Annotated in this window: 15 protein-coding genes; 9 read left to right on the top strand and 6 right to left on the bottom strand. The window is 41.2% G+C overall.

The genetic code is table 11. The features are described from left to right. Window positions 1-5: 5 nt before the first annotated feature. Genes hypA through MSBR3_RS13845 form a run of 3 tightly spaced genes read right to left on the bottom strand, consistent with a single transcriptional unit; the run spans window position 6 to window position 1,798 of the window. Window positions 6-407 (bottom strand): hydrogenase maturation nickel metallochaperone HypA, encoded by a 402-nt coding sequence (gene hypA / locus MSBR3_RS13855; protein ID WP_048108826.1) that lies wholly within the window; start codon window positions 405-407, stop codon window positions 6-8. Next, entirely contained in the window at window positions 400-1,518 is a 1,119-nt protein-coding gene (hypD, locus tag MSBR3_RS13850) for a hydrogenase formation protein HypD (protein WP_048108825.1), read from the bottom strand. Before hypD ends, hypA begins: the two co-directional genes overlap by 8 nt. A 19-nt stretch (window positions 1,519-1,537) precedes the next feature. Continuing rightward, window positions 1,538-1,798: a HypC/HybG/HupF family hydrogenase formation chaperone gene (locus MSBR3_RS13845; RefSeq protein ID WP_048108824.1), complete on the bottom strand. Its 261-nt coding sequence runs from the start codon at window positions 1,796-1,798 to the stop codon at window positions 1,538-1,540. Window positions 1,799-3,112: 1,314 nt separating this feature from the next. Here MSBR3_RS13845 and MSBR3_RS13840 point away from each other — a divergent pair. The 4 genes from MSBR3_RS13840 (at window position 3,113) to MSBR3_RS13825 (ending at window position 7,430) form a co-directional block, all read left to right on the top strand. Further along, a complete protein-coding gene (locus tag MSBR3_RS13840; protein WP_196296955.1) occupies window positions 3,113-4,261 on the top strand; it encodes a hydrogenase small subunit in 1,149 nt (382 codons plus the stop codon). Window positions 4,262-4,268: 7 nt separating this feature from the next. Then, window positions 4,269-6,044, top strand: coding sequence for a nickel-dependent hydrogenase large subunit (locus MSBR3_RS13835; protein WP_048108822.1), 1,776 nt, complete (start codon window positions 4,269-4,271; stop codon window positions 6,042-6,044). Between the two features lie 25 nt (window positions 6,045-6,069). Next, window positions 6,070-6,834, top strand: coding sequence for a cytochrome b (locus tag MSBR3_RS13830; RefSeq protein WP_048108821.1), 765 nt, complete (start codon window positions 6,070-6,072; stop codon window positions 6,832-6,834). Window positions 6,835-6,944: 110 nt separating this feature from the next. Beyond that, window positions 6,945-7,430: a hydrogenase maturation protease gene (locus MSBR3_RS13825; protein ID WP_048108820.1), complete on the top strand. Its 486-nt coding sequence runs from the start codon at window positions 6,945-6,947 to the stop codon at window positions 7,428-7,430. A 361-nt stretch (window positions 7,431-7,791) separates the two neighbouring features. Here MSBR3_RS13825 and MSBR3_RS13820 read toward each other — a convergent pair whose 3' ends face one another. Further along, window positions 7,792-8,712, bottom strand: a complete 921-nt coding sequence (locus MSBR3_RS13820) for a peptidoglycan-binding domain-containing protein (RefSeq protein WP_048108819.1) — start codon at window positions 8,710-8,712, stop codon at window positions 7,792-7,794. A 691-nt stretch (window positions 8,713-9,403) separates the two neighbouring features. Between MSBR3_RS13820 and MSBR3_RS13815 the strand changes: the two genes are divergently transcribed. From MSBR3_RS13815 to cgi121, 5 genes are all read left to right on the top strand, one after another. Further along, window positions 9,404-11,296: a DUF1254 domain-containing protein gene (locus MSBR3_RS13815; protein ID WP_196296954.1), complete on the top strand. Its 1,893-nt coding sequence runs from the start codon at window positions 9,404-9,406 to the stop codon at window positions 11,294-11,296. A gap of 401 nt (window positions 11,297-11,697) precedes the next feature. Then, window positions 11,698-12,858, top strand: coding sequence for a hydrogenase small subunit (locus MSBR3_RS13810; RefSeq protein WP_048108818.1), 1,161 nt, complete (start codon window positions 11,698-11,700; stop codon window positions 12,856-12,858). Beyond that, entirely contained in the window at window positions 12,858-14,648 is a 1,791-nt protein-coding gene (locus MSBR3_RS13805) for a nickel-dependent hydrogenase large subunit (protein ID WP_048108817.1), read from the top strand. The genes MSBR3_RS13810 and MSBR3_RS13805 overlap by 1 nt, the downstream gene beginning before the upstream one ends. A gap of 13 nt (window positions 14,649-14,661) precedes the next feature. Continuing rightward, entirely contained in the window at window positions 14,662-15,456 is a 795-nt protein-coding gene (locus MSBR3_RS13800; protein WP_048108816.1) for a cytochrome b, read from the top strand. An 808-nt stretch (window positions 15,457-16,264) separates the two neighbouring features. Then, window positions 16,265-16,795: a KEOPS complex subunit Cgi121 gene (cgi121, locus tag MSBR3_RS13795; RefSeq protein WP_048108815.1), complete on the top strand. Its 531-nt coding sequence runs from the start codon at window positions 16,265-16,267 to the stop codon at window positions 16,793-16,795. Between the two features lie 136 nt (window positions 16,796-16,931). Here cgi121 and MSBR3_RS13790 read toward each other — a convergent pair whose 3' ends face one another. Further along, window positions 16,932-18,737 (bottom strand): hypothetical protein, encoded by a 1,806-nt coding sequence (locus tag MSBR3_RS13790; protein ID WP_048108814.1) that lies wholly within the window; start codon window positions 18,735-18,737, stop codon window positions 16,932-16,934. Then, window positions 18,718-19,440, bottom strand: a complete 723-nt coding sequence (locus MSBR3_RS13785) for a type 1 glutamine amidotransferase (protein WP_048108813.1) — start codon at window positions 19,438-19,440, stop codon at window positions 18,718-18,720. The genes MSBR3_RS13790 and MSBR3_RS13785 overlap by 20 nt, the downstream gene beginning before the upstream one ends. Between the last annotated feature and the right edge of the window lie 149 nt (window positions 19,441-19,589).

Raw genomic sequence — 19,589 nt, 5'->3', positions numbered from 1 at the left:
GCGTTTTAATTCTGGTCTTCAGTTTCGATCTCGATGCTTTTAATTATAAGCTCTCTACCGCCTGTAATTTGGGCAGGTTTTCCGCAGATTGGGCATTCCATGACTGCCGCATAAGCCAGAAGTTCGCTTTTGAACTCACAGTTCTCTCGTATCTTTTCTTCGTCTACTGTTCCCGTGTATCCACATTCGCATTCAAGCGAGGGTGGTATCATTTCTACAATAAAGTCCGCATTTTCGGCAATGCTTTCCTCGGAAAGGACTTTAAAACAAAAACTAAGTTGTTCCGGATTAGTATGAGACAGTCTTCCCATCTGAAGGGTTACGTGCTTAACTTCCGTGGCTCCGTGTTCTTTGGCAGTAGTCATAACCTGCTCGAAAATTTCACATGCAATGGAAAACTCATGCAACCCTGTTACCTCCTTCTCTTGAGTATCTGAACCAGTTATAACACATGCCTTCCTGGCTTACCATACAGGGACCTGCAGGGCTTTTCGGGGTACAGTCCTTCCCGAAATTCGGACATTGTGAAGGTTTTGCTTTCCCGGTAAGGATAGCTGCGCAGATACAGCGTTTTTTGTCTTTTCTCCCTGTTTTCTTTCGGACATCTTCAAGGGCAGAAGCATACAGGTCTTCGTACTTTTTTGCGGCGTCTTTTTCCTCAAATTCTTTCCTGAGCACAAGTCCCGAGTTCTTTATTTTTCCTATGCCTCGCCATTCAGAGTCCGAAGTTTCAAATGTTTCCTTCATTATTTTAAGGGCAATCTGATTTCCTTCAGGTTTTACAGCTCTCGGGTAGCCGTTATCTACCCTTGAGATTCCTTTTTCTGCCTGCATTTGTAACAGGTTGATTCCAAGGAGAATGTCTCCCGGTTCAAATCCGCTTACGACGACAGGAAAGCCTTTTTCTGCAAGAGATTCAAAAGGTTTTGTGCCTATTATGGTTGCCACGTGTCCAGGAGCTATAAAGGCATCGACATCTGCATCCCTGGCAAGAAATTCAACTGCAGGAGGAGTTTGTTTCTGCGAGGTAAGGAGGCTGAAGTTTTCAGGGGTCTTTCTTAAAAGAGCGGCCGCATTTGCGGGAACCGTGGTCTCAAAGCCTATTCCAAAAAAGACTACTTCAAGTTCTGGTTTTTTTTCCGCAAGGGCAATTGCATCATCAATACTATAGACCATTTTTACGTTTGCCCCTTCGGATTTTGCATCCAGCAAACTTTCGCCCGAGCCAGGAACCCGCATCATATCTCCAAAAGTGACAACGGTTGCTCCACTTTTCGCAAGGGCAATAGCAATATTAACGTCTTCTTCAGGAGTCACACAAACAGGGCATCCGGGACCGCTTATTACCTCAATATTTTTCGGAAGGACACTCCTTAACCCATATTTTGCTATCGTTCGCTCGTGAGTCCCGCATACATGCATTATGCGAAGTGGTTTATCCGAGCCTCTGATTCTTTCCAGGAGCTTTCTTTCAAGTTCAGGAGCCGCTAGCTTTGAAGGTGAATTCCCGTTTTCCATTTTTCATCAGCGTCCGCTTTCAGATAGATTTGCTTTCTGGGGTATCTATCTCTTCAAGTCCCGCAATCTGTCTGAGAAGGTGCATTGTTTCTTCACTTTCTTCTTCCGAGATTTCGGATATTGCATATCCAACGTGGACAAGAAAGTGTTTCCCTATCTGGGATTCGTCAGCTCCTCCCATAAGGTCCATATTCACATCTCTGCAGATTCCGCCCATGTCAATCGTTGCAGTATTCTCATTTACAATGGATATTACTTTTCCAGGAATAGCTATACACATGTTTCCTCAAACTCTTTTGTTTTAAAATCCTATTAATTTATATAATTCATTTTTCATGAGGGAAATTCCTGTATTAAGAGTTTTGCAAAACTCATATTAAGGGTTTTACAAAAATTATTTTACAAAAGATATATATTTGCAAGGTATATATATTTACAGGTCCCAACTTAGTAAAAAATCCTCCAGTTTTATTTCCTTAACTGGTTAAACAGTTTCTATCCCCTTAATTATTTTCATTTATCTACTGCTGCTTTTAAATATTCATTTTTTTCTTTTGCAACTTGCCGCAGATAGGAAAATAGAGATATCATAAACAAGAGCCTAATTCCGTATTTTGAATAAATCTATTGTCGAAAATTATTTTTTAAAACTCTATGGTTCTATTTTATATTCTTTTTGTTTTTTCATTTCACTTGCATAATTTAAAAATGTTCTTTATTCTGGTTTTGGGTTTGCTGTAGAAATGTTTTAGAAAGGGTTCCAAAATCGTTCTATTTGAGGTGGAATACTCCAGATTCTGAAAAATATGGATAATTGAAATGGATAGCATTTTTCTGCAAAATCATATGATAAGATAAGGTTCAATGAGATAAGTTTCAATGAGATAAGGTTTGAATAATATAAGATTTAATAATATAAGGTTTTTCAACGCTTTTTTTCCATTTTAAGTTTCTCTTAAATGTGTTTTTCAGAGCACTGAGGATCATAGTTTTAATTGAGAAAATCCAGGATTAAAACTCTTCAGTTTTTAGTAAGATCAGTATTCTCCTGGATCTCTGACAGTTAAACAGGGTTAGCTACGGCAATATAGTTCTTTCCTATGAATTTTAATTCTGCTTGAGAAGCCCAATCTACAAAAATATCTCTTTGAAATAAATGATTCTTTCTTTGCTTTTCAAAACTTTTCTGCATTTTATCTTACTTTTATGTGTTTTGTCATAATACAGATAAGTTTTTAAATATGAACTACTACTTCATTAGTAACTTTTAACTTTTGAAATTTAATTAATTCTTTTGATACTCTTTTCTCTTTCAAAAGACCTCAATCCGACATATATGTACTATAACTCACAACAATGTACATTGAATTATATTGCTTATATTGAAAACCTATTATATTTATCAATGAATCATTTACCTTCAATGCAGCCAATTAATATATTTGTCGGAGCGTGTAAAAAACCTTATATACTATTCCCTCATTGAAAAACATTAGTGGTAAATTTATGTATGCATTTATATAATTACTGTGGACAATTATTTTAAAATTTTCTTTCGGATGTATAATTTGGGTAAAATCAAGATGTGGTAGAGATGAGTACTGGAATAAAAAACCTTGTCCGTACACTGGACAGTGTGGACTTCTTAAAAATGGATCGACGCACTTTCATGAAAGCACTGGGTGCAATGGGCGCAGCTACATTCCTGGGCACATACAAGTCTGAGATTGTAAGTGCGCTTGAATTTGCAGAGACCAAGCTTGTATGGCTTCACGGCTCTGAATGCACTGGCTGCTCCGAATCGGTCTTAAATGCAGGCAATCCTGACCTTGTACAGGCACTACAAAAGCTCAATGTCAATCTCGCTTTCCATGAGACTCTTTGTGCACAGCAGGGAATCTGGAACGATGGTAAGCTTGTAAACACCTCCGAGCTTAACTCTGAGATTCTCCTTGAAGACCTTTATAAAGAAGGCAAATATTTCCTGGTCGTTGAGGGCTCAATTCCAAACGGTCCGGATGGTTCCGGACGCTATCTGGTTATTGGAAACAAGACTTTCAAGGAAAGCCTTGGAGAGGCTGCAAAGAACGCAATTGCTGTCATTGCAGTCGGAGCCTGTGCCTGCTGGGGAGGAATCACTTCTGCAGATAGCGAGGTTGCCAAGGATACTGACTACAGAGGAGTAGCTTTTGCAAAGGAAGATTCTTCAAAAGGCATGCTTAAGGAACTTGGGATTGATAAACCAGTAATTAATATTCCTGGTTGCCCTGCTCACCCTGACTGGGTTCTTTTGACCCTGGGAGCGGTAATCCTTGGAAAGATTAAGCTTGAAGATATTCCATCAGTTGTGGACGATTACGGCAGGCCAATGGTTTTCTTCCCCCCTGATCACACAGTGCACGAAAACTGCCCACGCCGCGGATACTATGACCGTGGAGAATTCGATACTGAGGTCGGTGGAGAGAAGTGCCTGTGGAAATTAGGCTGTAAAGCTCCCTATTCTCACGCAGACTGTGGAATTCGCAGATGGAATGGTTCGGTAAGCATGTGTACCCAGGCAGGCGGACCCTGTATTGCCTGTGTCGAGCCTGGCTTCCCAGATTCCTCAAGGCCCTTATATGTTGAACGTGAAGATGTGGGAATTGCCGGAACAAATATTGACACAGTAGCCAAAGTTGCGGTCGGAGCAGCTGCAGTTGCTGCAGGCGTACATGCTGTTAGGAGAATGGGAAAAGGAGAGTGAGTGAAAAATGGTAAACGTTACAGTTGATCCCTTAACCAGAATTGAAGGCCACCAGCGTATATCCACCGAAGTAGGTGCTGACGGTTTTATTACCGATGCCCAGTCATCTTCCCTTATATTCAGAGGTTTTGAACGCATCCTTCAAAATCAGGACCCAAGAGATGCAGCTTTTCTTACACAGAGAATTTGTGGTGTCTGTCCTCTTTCTCATGGATTGGCATCCACAAACGCTCTTGACAATCTTTATGGCGTGGCCGAAAGCGTTCCAAAAGACGCTCTGATGATGAGGAATATTTTCCAGGGCCTGAATATGGTTGCAAGCCATGCAACTCATATATATGTCCTCTTTGGTCCTGACCTTGCAAACCCGGCGTACAAAAAGGTACTTACAACACTGGGAGACACCGGAAACGCAGTCTGGAAAGAAATGGTCGGAAGGTTTGCCCCAATCAGCTACAAGATGGATGGTGTGGCTGTACCGGTAGGAAGTTCCTATCTTGCAGCAATCCCTGAAAAGAAACGCCTTCAGGAAGCTATTGCACTTATTGCCGGTAGAATGCCTGGTCCTTCATCCCTTTACCCAGGTGGATATACTTACCCGGCTACTGTCGCAGATATAACCAAACTTTCCTCTTACTATCTGCAGGTCATGGACTTCGTGTCCAAACATACTCTGAAAGTTGATTTCAATACCTGGATCGAAAATACTTATAAGGCAAGTTCTCCTCAAAAAGCAGTAAGCTTTGTTACCGAACACCTGACTGACCTTATTAACAAATCAACGAGTTCAAATGACTTCTCCAAAGACGCAGGTTGGGGAGATGTAGAGTTCTATGCAGCTTTCGGTTCGGAACTTGTAGGAGAAAAGATTCTTGGCCTTCCAGCAAGCCTTAAGCATGATACCATCGGTGGGTACAAGGATCCCTCAAAGATCTGCTTCGTTGCATATGGTGGATACTACAAGTACAAGGACGGATACGACCCGAAGAGCCCGGCAGGAGACCGTATTTTCACATCAGGCGTGGTATCAGGAAAGCTAGAATATCAGAAATTTGATCCGGAAAAGATTACGGAGAGCACTGCTCACTCCTTCTACCAGAACAGTGTCAACGACCTCGCACCAGCAAAAGGTGAAACCGTTCCGCTTACTGATCCAAGTAAAATCGTCTACACAGGAGGTTCGAACAGCCAGTACAGCTGGGACAAGGCTCCCAGATATGACGGAATTGCAGGTGAAGTCGGGCCTCTTGCACGCATGCTAAATATCAAAGAGCCTCTCGTAACCGGTCTTGCTCAGGCTTTCAATGAGAAAGGTTATTCTGCAGCTAACGTTTACACAAGGATGCTGGCTCGTATGCAGGAAACTGCAATTCTCGCATATGAACTTCTCAACTGGGTAACAGTTGATTACAACCCCAACGGCAAGATTTCCGTGCCTATAGACCTTAATGCAGCTAAAAATAATTCGGGAATGGGCCTATGGGAAGCACCTCGTGGAGCTCTTGGTCACTGGGTCTCTGCTGGCAGCGATGGAAAGGTTACCAACTACCAGTGTATAGTTCCGGGTAGCTGGTTAATGTCCCCAAGAGACAGCAAAGGCATTCCTGGTCCTCTCGAACAGTCTCTCATTGGTTCAAAAATCAACCCAGTAGGAGATGTCGATTATACCAATCCGGTTGGCATCTTCCATATGGGCAGGTCCTATGATCCTTGCATTTCCTGTGCAGTACACACCATTGACCTGACTGGGAAAAACGCTCCAAATACTCTAAGAATACTCTAAATACAGTACAAGGAGATGACCCACAATGAAATCCAAAGACAACCGGTCAATGGTTGTTGAGCGCTATACCGTAACTGACAGGATAGCTCATACTGTCCACGCTGTTGCAATGTTAGTGCTCATCATCACCGGATTAAAGATCTATACGGGATGGGACTTTATGAGTTTCCATACCGCCCGTGGGCTTCACATGATAGCGGTCCCGTTCCTGCTTGCAGTGAACTGGATCCTTATCCCTTACAATATTTTCTCTGAAGGCCACGGATTTATGGGAAAGATCTCGCACTTTACGGACCATTATATCTTCGGTCCTAAGGATGCAGCTCGCTTTGGCAGTATAATTGGTAACTTCTTCAGGAAAGGCAGATATCCTGCATTCAGTATCTATGATGAGACTACTGGCCACTATAAGACCAAACTTCATCCCTTGATGAAGATCCTGATTGTGCTTGAAGGTACAGCTATCTTCTTCATTGCATTATCAGGTATTGTGCTTTACAAGCTCGACTGGTCGCTTTTCGGCCTTCCTATAGCCTCATGGATCCTGACTGTAACAGGTTTTGTTTCACCTCTATTCAACCTGTCTGCCCTGCAGTTCCTCAGGTTACTTCACCTGCTGCTGACCTACTGGTTTGTTTTTGAACTGGTAGTGCATGTCGGTATCCTGGAGTTCGACCCTCATGTCTGGAAATACTACAAAGCTATCTTCCTGACAGGAAAAGAGGATCTGTCAGATACTCACTACTCAGAGGTTATCCCAAAGTACCTTCCTACAGAGGAAAGGCCTTGAATTTCTTAAAGAAAATATTAATTTTAGGGTAACTAAAAAAAATATTAATTTTAGGGTAACAGGCATATTGAAAGCCTGTATACCTTTTTAACTCCTTTTTGAGTGAAAATATGTCTATACTAAATGCTCCTATACGCATCCTTGGCTGCGGAAGCCCGTTAATGGGAAATGATGGTGTTGGCATCAAAGTCATTGAGGCTCTTCACGAAACCGAACTTAAAGACCTCAAAGATGTCGATATTGAAGACGCAGGGGTCTGTGGTCTTGATCTTCTAAACCTTCTCGATGGTGCCAGGAAAGTTATTATAGTTGATGCAGTTCTGGCTAACAGCCCTCCGGGTTCGGTACACCGTATAGAAGGAAAAGACTTACTGGATGGTGTTGAATTTCATCCTCTTGTTTCAGTACATGACCTGACAATTACAGATGTATTGAAAATAGGAGAGCAGGTCCAAGAGCTTCCGGAAATTGTAGTCATTGGGATTGAAATCGGATCGATTGTTACGGAAGCTACGCAGGAAATCAGTCCAGATGTTCTTAAAGGTGTGGATAAAGCCATAAAGCTCATTAAGGAAGAGGTTTTTTCCTCACTTTAATTTCTTTATTTTAATTATTTTTGTTAACTCGCTTTCATCTGGTTCTGTTCTATTTTTATTCGTTCTTCTGATTGTTCTAAACTCAACTGATAAGCAGGTTATGTTCAAGAACCTGAATAAAAAACTTATTTTAAAATCCATTTGGGTAAAAATTCTTAAAAGAGATTAAATATGCTTCTGGAAAGAAAAAAGTTGAGTTTAAGTCTCTCAAGGCAGATCTATATTTAGATTTATATTTAGGTCTGTATTTAGATCTATATTTAAATAACTTTTAAGGCCAATTCAATTATCCTTCCATTTTAATTTCCATTTAAAATTTTTTTACTGTTCATGCAGCTTCTCTTAGCTCTTTCTCGTAACATTATTCGGATTTTCCCGGTACCCAGTTGCTATAGAGTCTCCACTCAATTAAAGAGTCTTCATTGTCGTTCTCGATATAAAATCTCCATATAAAGGGCTCTTCTATTGCAGTGAATTCAAAATTCACAAGGGTGTCAGGTAAAAGTACGGATTCTTTTGCTTCTCCTGTGTTTGTCTTTACCATGACGTTCGATTCCTTGACATTCAGATTATTTAATTCCAGACGGACCGATTTTCCAGCCTCAGCTTCAAAAGAAGAATCACTCCCACTCAAGGTTCCTGCAGTATGGAATTTACGTCCTTTACTATCAACCGTAGGGGGTAGTCTGGTCAAAGGCGGAGTTATGGGCCTCCTCACATGAACTGGAGTTTGTTCGAGAGGAACGGCCTGCGTAGTCAGGATTGGAGGTTCCGCTATCGGTGCAGTCGGAGGTTGAGGTATCTTAACTGCAGGTACCTCTACTCTCGGAGCCTTAGGGGCCGATACTGGTTGAACTTCAGGTGCCCTTACCGGCCCCACAGGAGATGCCCTTGGTGACCTAACTGGAGACTCCGGAAATAACGGAGTTGGGACCTCCGATACCTGTGGCTCGGTTACCGGTGAAACCGAAGGTTTTTGAGTACCCGTAAAGAATTCTTCATCGAGACTTCCTATAGTAACTGATCCTACAATACCATCAACCTTCAATCCCCGTGCTTCCTGGTAGCTTCTGACTGCCAGTTCGGTTTCCCCACTGAAAATGCCATTGGCTCCAACCTCAGGTACAGGAAAACCAAGAACTATCAGAGCCTGTTGAATTTTTCTTACTGCAGAACCACTATCCCCTCTCTGGAGAACTCTTTCTTTATCATAGCAGCCCTCCAGAACTTCATCGCCTGCAAATCTCGATGACCTTAAGTCGTGACCATCCCCAATAGTCATATTCTATCCCCCTATTTTGCTGCAAATCTCTTTCTTTAAACATGCAGCTTTATTACTAAATGTTACTAACTGTAAAATTTCAATAAATAGAATAGTGATATTAAAATATATAAGTTTTTAGAAAATCTGTGTTTATTTTAAGTGTATATGACTAATTAAATAAATTAAAAGTATTGTCAGTATTACAAATCTGCTGTGAATTCTGAGCTAATTTTTTAATTGTGTGTGATTTTGTTCTTTAGATATGGAACCTTCTATCCTAAATTTTTTAGTATTTATGATTTACATAAAAATTGACACACAGCTAACCTATCATTAGTAAAAACAAAAGTAAAAAGCAAGTGAAAAAATAGATTGTGAAATAAATCACGCTATTTCGTTTGAATATGAAAACTCAGGAGTTCCTATATATTAATTATTTATTATTATTGTTATTATTGTTGTTGTTGTTGTTATTGTTATTATTGTTGTTGTTATTGTTGTTGTTATTATTGTTGTTGTTATTGTTGTTGTTATTATTGTTGTTATTATTGTTGTTATTAACTATTTACTATTGTTACTATCTATCTGTTATTAACCATTCGATATAATTTCAACCTATATACTAAAGTTTCTCTTTGATTTATATAATATCATCTGTATATTTATTATAAGGATATCTGTTTTAGGGAGACTTATGGGTGGTATGTCAGTGGTAGAAAAACCGAAAATACAAGATTCGAAAGCAAACATGCTGCTTCCTGAGAAGCATCGACTGGTAGCGGGAATATTTGCTAGCAAGGAAGTTGCCGATGCTGCTATGGAAAAGATTAAGGATCTTCGTCCGCGACTTCAGAAGGTGAATGCAAGCAACATCCTGGTTCTTGCCAAGGACAATAAAGGCAAAGTCGAGATCAGCATCATCGATATTGGTTCAACTTCTGGAACAAATAACATTTCTCTGGTTGAGCGTGTTGCAGCGGATGTGAACACCATTTCCGGTAAGCCGGTGGGTATTCCAACAGAGTCAAATGTACAGGCGACCCATCTGGGTTACGCTTTAAACCCAGGCACAGTGGCTATTGGTCTGTTCGTGGATCTGCAGTATGCTGGCAAGATCGAAGACAGCATCAGGGAAATAGGTGCCCAGGTTCTTACATTCGACGATCTGAAGCATATAGGAGCAGGTTTGGGTGCAGCCGAAGGTACAAACGACCTGGCAGTCAAGGCTGCTGCAGTCCCTCAATCAGCACTGCAGGCTGCACCTTCTGTCTTCGACTGGCAGGCGGAATACGCATACTCGCTGGGTTTGCAGGCATTCATCTATGGTTTCCCGTATGTTTACAATGCTCTCACGCGCTACAAATGGACAAATATTTCTCAGGACCCAAAAAGAATTCCTTATGCGCCAGTTAACCATTTCTGGCACGCTTCTGAGCTCATAGACGCCACATACCGTGATGGTGGCTGCCCTAACAATGATACGCTGTACTCAGTTGCCTGGGTAGATCTTAGTAAAGAGCCAGTGATTCTTACCGTACCCGAGATATCGGAAGAACGTTACTGGACGTTTGAACTAGTCACTTTCACTTCGGATAATTTTGCTTATGTAGGCCGGCGTGTTGGTTCAAGGGCAGGAAATTATGCTCTCATTGGTCCTGGCTGGCATGGTAATTTACCGGAGGATGTAACTGTCGTGAAACCTTCTTCCCCTACGCCATGGGTATTAATTCTTGGCCGCACCCTGGTGGATGGCGTCGATGACCTGCCAGCTGTGCACGCTCTGCAGGCACAGTACAAGTTGACCCCATTAAGTTTCTGGGGTAAACCCGATGTCCAGCTTCCCGAAAGCCGGGACGTCTATAAACCTGCTATTGCACTTGCCGGTACAGAGGATCCTCTAGGAGCATGGAAAACCCTCAATTCCATGCTGCTTGAGAATCCTCCGGCAGCTCATCATGAAGTGCTGCTCAAGCAGTTCGCAACTATAGGTATCGGACCAGGCCTGGATGTGGAGCAGCAACCAGAAGTCGTGAAGAATGCGCTAAAACGCGTGCTTAGTATCGGCATACCGTTGCTTAGACAACAGTTTATGAGTGGGGTCTGGGCAAAATTCGTCAATGGTTGGCGTTACCCTCCTGTCAATATAGGTCGCTTTGGGGACGAGTTTCTATTGCGTGCTGCAGACCAATCCCTGGTCGGAATTACTGCCAACGACCCTGTAGAGGCAGTTTACCTTGTCAACCTTACGGATAATTCAGGTGAGCCACTGATCGGCATCCACAAGTACGAGGTAACATTTCCTAAAGGATATGAGCCACCTGTAGATGCATTCTGGTCAATGACAGTCTACGGTACCGATTATAATTTTATCCCTAACAATATCAACCGTTATTCTATAGGGGACCGTACCCAGGGCGTAAAAAAGAATGCAGATGGTGGGACAACTTTCTATTTCCAGAATGAGTCTCCTGGTCCAGAAAAAGAATCAAACTGGTTGCCAACTGGTAGTGAAGCGTGGTTTACCATTTTGCGTATGTATATCCCACATCCTGCAGTGATCAATGCAGAATGGAAATGCCCACCGATTACAAAAGTAGACTGAAACGGACAAAACACTATGAGATTAGAGTTTGGTTCATTTTCCACTTTCCAAAGTAAAGGCTTTTTATTTATTGGCTTATCAGGTACTTATCAGGTACTTATCAGGTACTTATCAGGTACTTATCAGGTACTTATCAGGTACTTATCAGGTACTTATCAGGTACTTATCAGGTACTTATCAGGTACTTATCAGGTACTTATCAGGTACTTATCAGGTACTTATCAGGTTCCTACGTTACATAGTAAGTTACTTAGGAAGCGGGTTATTGATGATGCTATAGTCTTTAATATATTGGATTCCTTTTTTTATATATCTTTATATAAAATTCTTTGTGATATGGGGGAAGTGAAACGGATAATGACGGCTTACTTGAAAAGTTTAAGAATCTCGACTTCGCGAAAATGGATCGACGGACCTTTATAAAAGCCGTTGGTGTACTGGGAGCTTCGCTATTTTTACAAACATATAAAAGTGATATAGCAAAAGCCCTCAGTGGACTACCTGAAACCAAAGTACTCTGGCTTCATGGAGTAATGGATTCGGGATGTAGTATCTCAATGCTGGACGGGGTAAATCCTGACATTATAGAGTTTCTCCAGATTTTTAATCTCAATCTGCTCTATCAGGAAGTACTGATGATGCAGCAGGGAATTTTTGTAGATGGAAAACTTGCAAATACGAGTGATCTCAATTCCGAAATCCTGCTTGAGGAAATTCTGGATAAAGAAAAAGACTACGTTCTTATTGCCGAAGGTGCAATCGCAAACGGGCCTCACGGTTCCGGAAAATATATGGTTCTCGGAGGAAAGATCTATAAAGATACTTTCGAGAAAGCTGCAAAGAACGCCTCACTAATTGTTGCAATCGGACAGTGTGCAACCAATAGTGGAGTAAATGCTGCTGAAAGTGATATAGTCGGACTTATGGATCACCGGGGAGTTGCTTTTACTCTGGAGGATGCGTCAAAGGGAATTGTAGACTTGCTTGGAATAGACACACCTGTTATCAATGTTAATGGCTGTCCTGCTCATCCGGACTGGGTATTTTTAACCATAGGAGCAGTCGTTCTCGGAAAAATCAAAGTACCTGATGATTTTCCTCAAGTCCTGGATCACTGGAAACGTCCTAAAGTTTTTTACCCTCCAGACCATACAGTACACGACAACTGTCCGCGTCGTGGATACTATGATAAAGGAGAGTTCGAAACGACAGTAGGCGGACCAAAATGTCTCTGGAAACTTGGGTGCAAAGGGCCTTACTCCCATGCTGACTGTGCTATACGTCACTGGAACGATCATGTAAATTTCTGTCCGCAGGCCGGTTCTCCATGTATAGGTTGTGTGCAACCGGGTTTTCCGGACAGCACCAGACCTTTTTATGTGGAAATTGAAGATGCCGGAATTGTCGATACTAACCTAGATACCATAGCAGGTGTTGCAATAGCAGGTGGCCTTATTGCTGCAGGTGCCCATGCCTTAAGAAGAACGGTTTTGAAAAAGCCGGAGGAAAACGAAGGCACGACTGAAGAAAGCACTTCAGGAAAGCCAGGAGGTGAGCAGTAATGGTACAGGTGACCGTAGATCCTCTTTCAAGAATTGAAGGGCATTATAGAATCAATACTGAAGTCAGTGCTGACGGAGTGATCACTGATGCCCAGAGTAATGGTCTGGTTTTCAGGGGCTTTGAAAGATCTCTTCAAAAACACGATCCCAGGGATGCAGTTCTTTTCACTATGAGAATCTGCGGAGTCTGTCCGGTTTGCCACAGTATAGCTGCAGCAAACGCGATGGATGACCTTTTCGGGGTCGCGGACCAGATTCCCAAAGATGCCCTTGTCATGCGAAATATCCACCAGGCAATGAATTACATCGCCAGTCACGCAGCTCATATCTATGTGCTCTGGGGTCCTGACCTTGCAAACCCGGCTTACCATGATATCCTTGCCAAATACGGAGATGTGGGAAATGCAGTATGGGGAGAGTTATCCGGACGTTTTATGCCTATCGTAAACCAGTTTAACGGTGTCCGTTATCCTGCCGGATCTTCTTATGTCGCTGCTCTAGGTGAGTTTCGTCGCCTCCATAAAGGTATTGCTATTATTGGAGGAAAAATGCCTCACACAGTGTTACAGCACGTAGGAGGAGTTGTCTACTCTCCAACTGTTGCAGACATTGGGAAGCTCATATCAACTGTCTCAGAGACTGCGAAGTTCGTTGAATCGTTTACACTTGGAGTTTCTCCGGAAACCTGGATTGAAAATACTTATAAAGCTTCTTCTCCGGAAAAAGCTGTAAACTTCGTTATTGGTCGCCTTCAGGAACTCCTTAATAATTCCCTTAAGAACAATAATTTTTCACTATCTTCAGGCTGGGGAGACGTTCCGCTTTTTGCGGCTTTCGGTTCGGAACTCATTGGAGAGACTCTGCTTGGCTTACCAGTTAGTCTGAAGCTGGACCGTGCAGGGGGATATAAAGATCCCGATAAGATTGGTTTCCTTTCTTACGGGGTCTTTTTCAAGCCCGAGAATGGAGATGGATATGATCCTACAAGCCCTGCGGATAGCAAGGTCATTCCTTCTGGATATATGAACGGACATTTTCAGCTTGAAAAGTTCGACTACAGAAAAATTTCGGAAAATATCACTCACGCCTTTTATCTTGATCAGGAAATGGACCGTCCTCCCTGGAACGGGGTTACGAATCCAGAAGGCAATCCCGATGAAATTGATTATACCAGAGGTTCGGAAAGCCGGTACTCCTGGGTAAAGGCTCCTCATTATGGCGGGATTCCCTGTGAGGTTGGTCCTCTTGCCCGCCTTCTGATTATGAAAGAACCCCTTATTACGGGACTTGCAAACACTTTCCAGGAAAACGGCTATTCTCCTGCGAACAACTATACCCGCATGGTTGCAAGGATGCAGGAAGTCCTGATAATGATATCTGAATTGTTGAAATGGCTCAGGCAGGATCTTCAGGCAGGAGGAAAGGTTGCGGTGCATACCGATCTTTCCATGGCAAAAAGTTCCGAAGGAATGGGACTGTGGGAAGCCCCTCGAGGAGCTCTGGGGCATTGGGTAGCTACGGATTCGGACTCTATGGCAACGTTATATCAGGCTGTAGTTCCAAGCACCTGGAACCTTGCTCCACGGAACGGGCAGGGAATTCCAAGTCCTGTTGAGCAGGCTCTTATAGGCACAAAGATCTCAGCTGCCGAAAATGCCCTTGGGGTGGATTATGCAAATCCTCTCGGAATTCTGCATACAGCCCGTTCTTATGATCCCTGCCTTGCATGTGCAGTTCATACAATTGACAAAACCGGAAAACACCCGGATAGTATTATCAAGATAGTTTAAAGGAGGCTGTAATATGGTACGATCAGCTGAAAGACCTGCTTCCGGAAGAATAATTGTTGAGCGTTATACCTGGCTTGAGAGGGTAACTCATCTGGTACATCTTGTTGCCATGTTTATCCTTCTCATTACAGGGTTCAAAATTTATGCTGGATGGCAGTTTATGTCTTTTGATACTGCCAGAACCCTGCACATGATTGCTGTACCTTTTTTCCTGGTTGCAAACTGGCTTCTGGTCCCATACAATCTTTTTTCTTGCAAAGAAGAAAGATGCAGTGTCAGAGACAGGATAGTACATTTCAAAGACTCTTACGTTTTCGGAAAAGCTGATGCTGAACGTCTGATTGATATAATCAAGAACTTTTTTGGAAAAGGTAAGTATCCGGCATTTAGTATCTATGACGAAACTACTGGTCACTACGAGACCAAACTCCATCCTGTAATGAAGATACTGATTGTCCTTGAGAGTATAGCAATTGTCATTGTAGCAGTTACAGGAATAGTGCTCTACAGCCTTGACTGGGCTCCTTTCGGAATCCCTGTTTCATCATGGATACTTTCCGTAACCTGGTATTTTGCGTCCTTTTTCAATTTCAATGCCTTGAGTTTACTCCGGTTGTTACATCTATTTGCAGCTTACTGGTTTGTCTTTGAACTGGTAGTTCATGTAGGAATTATTGAACTTGACCCTGATGTCTGGAAATATCACAAGGCAATTTTTTGGTCAGGAAAAGAAGATCTTTCAGATCCTCATTATTCCGAGGTTATTACAGCTAAAACAAAGTATTTCCCTACAGAGGAAAAGCCCTGAAAATCTCTTAAAAAACTATTGCGTTTAAGATAGTATAGTAATTTTTGAAAAACCTGTAATTTTGTCAAAGTAATTGATGAGGACAAGCAAAAAAGAGTAGCATGGGAACACTGAACAGGAGGACACTAAATAGAAGAAAACTGAGTAGAAGAAAACTGAGTAGAAGAAAACTGAGTAGAAGAAAACTGAGTAGAAGAAAACTGAGTAGAAGAAAACTGAGTAGAATAAAAACTGAGTAGAAGAAAACTGAGTAGAATAAAAACTGAGTAGAATAAAAACTGAGTAGAATAAAAACTGAGTAGAATAAAAACTGAGTAGAATAAAAACTGAGTAGAATAAAAACTGAGTAGAATAAAAACTGAGTAGAATAAAAACTGAGTAGAATAAAAACTGAGTAGAATAAAAACTGAGTAGAATAAAAACTGAGTAGAATAAAAACTGAGTAGAAGAAAACTGAACAGGGGAATATTGATGACGAATCCATATCTTACATCTTTATTAAAAGTCCAAATATGTGAATAATTATATGCTAATTTATCATTATTATATATGGTAATTGAGATGTATGGATTTGGGGAAGTTCGAAGAAGGATTAACCCAATCATTCTCAACCTTTTAATCCTTTTCTTTTTGGTAATGCTGGGGCTGATTGTGGTCGAGTTAGTTCTTAAAAGTTTGATAATCTATAGCCCTTTTTGAGAGTTCTCGGTTTTCTTTTTTCAATCTATTATTTTTTTCTTTCTTCTTTCCATTTTTGTTTCTTCTACAACCGAAATCCTTATTGTAAAGCCCGCGCTATGGCAAGACTATGGAAACGCAAAGGGAAATCCAGGTAACTTGCGGGAAAGTAAATATCCTGAAGCTTTCTGACTTTCTGAATACAATAAATTCGATAGCTTCCGAGAATAATATCATTATCCAGGGTTTGAACTCAGACCTGATCGCAGGTGAAAGACATCTTCATTTTGCAGTGGGAAAGGCTCTTCGGGCAATTGCTGCGGGCAGGAACATAGCTAATGATCCAGGTATCGAGATTATGAGGTATGCATCCGGAGAGAGACAGATTGAAAGAAGTTTTTCAATAGGGCTACATAAAGGTGAAAACAATGCCGTATTCGTGCTGCTTGGAAAAATGGATAATTTGATACCGGCTCTCTCTTCATTAAAAGAACTGATCATCGAAAATCCCTGTTCCGAGTTGCTTGCTTATTCCGATTGCAAAAGGCAGGGAATCCTTTCTGTTTTCGGTATCACTGATGCTGAAATTGAAGCTTCGGGTGAAGAGCACATTCCAGAACTTGTGATTGAGAGAGTGGCGCTGGCAGACTTTGTAAAATAAGTCTCGTATTTTTTGAATGGGATTTAGATTTTAAATGGGATTTAGATTTTGAATGGGATTTTGATACGTTAGGAATTCCACGTTCATCGAATGTGACATCAAATTCTGCTATTTTTACTACTCCAAATCCTAAAAATTAATACACGGTTTGATTCGTTCTCATCCGTGTATAATTCTGTTGTTCTGCGCTAATCCTCACATCAATTCCTGAATTATTGAAACTATCAACCGTTATCACAGAATCCCTCGTATCTTCATAAGTCATGTTTACAGTATCACCTATGTTTGTAAGGGCTGCTTCTGGATATTGAGAAATTGGAATTTCAAAGATGATGTTTGAATTATTGAGGTAAATTAGCCTGTAATCAAGGTTATTTTCTGAAATAATACCTGAGATTCTATTCACAATCCCAGTAATATTCCCTATGGCTCTTGAACTCGTTATAGCAAAGTTGTACCCGTTTTCATTCAAGTATCTTCTATACCCCTCAAAGGCAATTGCCTTAGTATTCCCAAGAGAAACATGTCCTGTTATAGCATCTACAATTCCTATTTCCTGAAATATTTCTCCATTCTCCGAAGACGCAGCTATCGGAACAACATAAGCTAACCTTCCTGAACAATCATAAGGTATAGGTGCGCTGCTATGATAATTTTTGAAATTAGACACTGTAACATTTACTGCATCCATAACAGCCTGTTCATTCCATCCATTCATCCTGTATAGATTGACAGTCCCATCTCTCGAGTTTACTAACGCTATACTCGTTAGAGATTGATCCTTTGATGAGGAAGAAGTCATTCCAGCAAACCAATATGCTTGCCCATTATTTCCATGTATTAACCACATATCCCCAGAACTAACAACGTTGACATCTTTCTCTGTAATTACTGAATTTAACCAACCGTGAATATATTTGCCATACCAGCTAAGATAATTCCTGGCAAGTTCTTCAGGCATGACTCTATCAACCCATTCAGGCGCGTTCCCAAGAGAATACTCTGTAATATCCCCATTTTCAGGATCAATAACTGCAACTCCCTTAACAACATCTCCACTATTAAGCACTGATGGAGTTGTTAAGCTTACTACCCAACGCGGCTGAAGTTTATCTGTAACTTCAAAATTAATGTCTTTTAATTCGACATTCTGGTAGCCATTTGAATAAAGATGTCTGATGATATAATCACCTAAAAACGAGGAGGTCATATACTTCATTTTATAGCCAGTGTAAAGTTTTGCAGATGTAGAGGGGTCTTCAGCATCTACCATTATGAAGCCGGGCGATGTTTTTGCACTCCACCACTTAAAAATACCTCTAAACTCTAAAGGAGCAACCCAGTACAACCGACCATTTACATTTTGGATCGTAAAGTCATTCTGTTTTACTTCAAATTGACTGCCTAAATTTTGCTCGCTGCTCCCGATTACTTTATTTCCCAGGTAATAAGCCATAGATTGATCAATAATTCTCATATTCTGAGCATCGATAGGGGCAAAATTAGATCCTTGAGAAATGTTATCATAAACTTTTACTTGAGGAATATTATGTAATTGTTGGTTATCCAAAATCGGAGTGGCTAGCAAGTATATAAAAACCCCAAGTACTGCTATTATTTTTAGTGCCTGAATTCCAATTTCTATATTATCTGAATTACTCGATACACCTATGAATATATAAAGTGCCGAAATTAGAAGTATTGGTATTGCTGCAACTGTGTAGTACCCGCCCAATACGCCAACAAAAGCAGGAGTGAACAAATATAAGTACACATAAATTAGTACAGTTCCAATGATGGCAATAATTCCGTAACACTTGAGCGTTTTCTTTAAACTAAATTTTTTGTTCTCAAACCCCACGAAAAATGAAGCTATGATAGCCACAATAATTGATTCTACTAGCATATTTTTACCTAATTTTTTATTTACATTTTTCTTCAAACCAGGCCATTAGAGAAAAAGCCATATTCTCGGAACTATCAAAAAAGCTTTCCTTCCCAAGTATTTCCTTTTCGGATTGGATGTATTTTCCTTGAACAAGGTCGTGCCCTGAATCCCTTATCAGGTTTCTTACCCACTGCCTGTTGGCTTCAGGGTGAAACTGCAGCCCGAGAACTTTTCCATTGTGAATAAATCCCTGATTCGGACAGGCCTCACTTTCGAAAAGCTTCACTGCTCCTGCTGGGATTTCAAAAGTATCTCCATGCCACATAAAACCGGTAAACTCCGGAAACATGCAGGCTGGAAGGTTCGAAGCTCTTGCCTCGCTCGAACTTTGTTCGATTTTTCCTTCTATGGACCGTACTGTGTGCCAGCCGATTTCCTTATACTTGTTCTTCGTAACTTTTCCGCCCAGCACTTCGGCAATCATCTGGGCTCCAAAACAGCTCCCAAGTACAGGCTTGCCTGATTCTATCGTTTTTCTTACAAATCCTTTTTCAGGCTTTAACCAGGGATATTCGTCTTCCTGATAAACGCTCATGGTTCCGCCCATTATAAGGAGTAAATCGAATTCTTCGAAAGCAGGAAAAAAATCGTCTTCATAGAGCAGGGTTTTCGTAAGCTTGTATCCTTTTTTGTCTATCCAGGTCCCTATATTTCCCAGGGTATCATTTTTCAGGTGTTGTAGACAGTGAATTCTCATGGGTGTTTCCCCTTAATGTAAATGGAGCAAAAATTGTTTTTAATCAAACTTTAAATGTACTCCAGGTAAGATTCAAATCAAGTTTTTTAGCAGCTAGTTACTTTATGAGGCATTCTTAACTGAGCTTCAGACAAGTTTAGAGCCTGGAC

The sequence above is a fragment of the Methanosarcina barkeri 3 genome (assembly GCF_000970305.1).
Lineage (GTDB): Archaea > Halobacteriota > Methanosarcinia > Methanosarcinales > Methanosarcinaceae > Methanosarcina > Methanosarcina barkeri_A.
The sequence above is the reverse complement of the archived record's forward strand: the minus strand, read 5'-3'. Positions and strand labels throughout refer to the sequence as shown.

Bases quoted from the DNA above. Each gene is read 5' to 3' on its own strand.
- hypD (WP_048108825.1), bottom strand. From the start codon at position 1,518: ATGGAAAACGGGAATTCACCTTCAAAGCTAGCGGCTCCTGAACTTGAA.
- MSBR3_RS13820 (WP_048108819.1), bottom strand. From the start codon at position 8,712: ATGACTATTGGGGATGGTCACGACTTAAGGTCATCGAGATTTGCAGGC.
- MSBR3_RS13845 (WP_048108824.1), bottom strand. From the start codon at position 1,798: ATGTGTATAGCTATTCCTGGAAAAGTAATATCCATTGTAAATGAGAAT.
- MSBR3_RS13835 (WP_048108822.1), top strand. From the start codon at position 4,269: ATGGTAAACGTTACAGTTGATCCCTTAACCAGAATTGAAGGCCACCAG.
- MSBR3_RS13800 (WP_048108816.1), top strand. From the start codon at position 14,662: ATGGTACGATCAGCTGAAAGACCTGCTTCCGGAAGAATAATTGTTGAG.
- MSBR3_RS13810 (WP_048108818.1), top strand. From the start codon at position 11,698: ATGGATCGACGGACCTTTATAAAAGCCGTTGGTGTACTGGGAGCTTCG.
- MSBR3_RS13785 (WP_048108813.1), bottom strand. From the start codon at position 19,440: ATGAGAATTCACTGTCTACAACACCTGAAAAATGATACCCTGGGAAAT.
- MSBR3_RS13840 (WP_196296955.1), top strand. From the start codon at position 3,113: ATGAGTACTGGAATAAAAAACCTTGTCCGTACACTGGACAGTGTGGAC.
- MSBR3_RS13830 (WP_048108821.1), top strand. From the start codon at position 6,070: ATGAAATCCAAAGACAACCGGTCAATGGTTGTTGAGCGCTATACCGTA.
- MSBR3_RS13805 (WP_048108817.1), top strand. From the start codon at position 12,858: ATGGTACAGGTGACCGTAGATCCTCTTTCAAGAATTGAAGGGCATTAT.
- cgi121 (WP_048108815.1), top strand. From the start codon at position 16,265: ATGGAAACGCAAAGGGAAATCCAGGTAACTTGCGGGAAAGTAAATATC.
- MSBR3_RS13825 (WP_048108820.1), top strand. From the start codon at position 6,945: ATGTCTATACTAAATGCTCCTATACGCATCCTTGGCTGCGGAAGCCCG.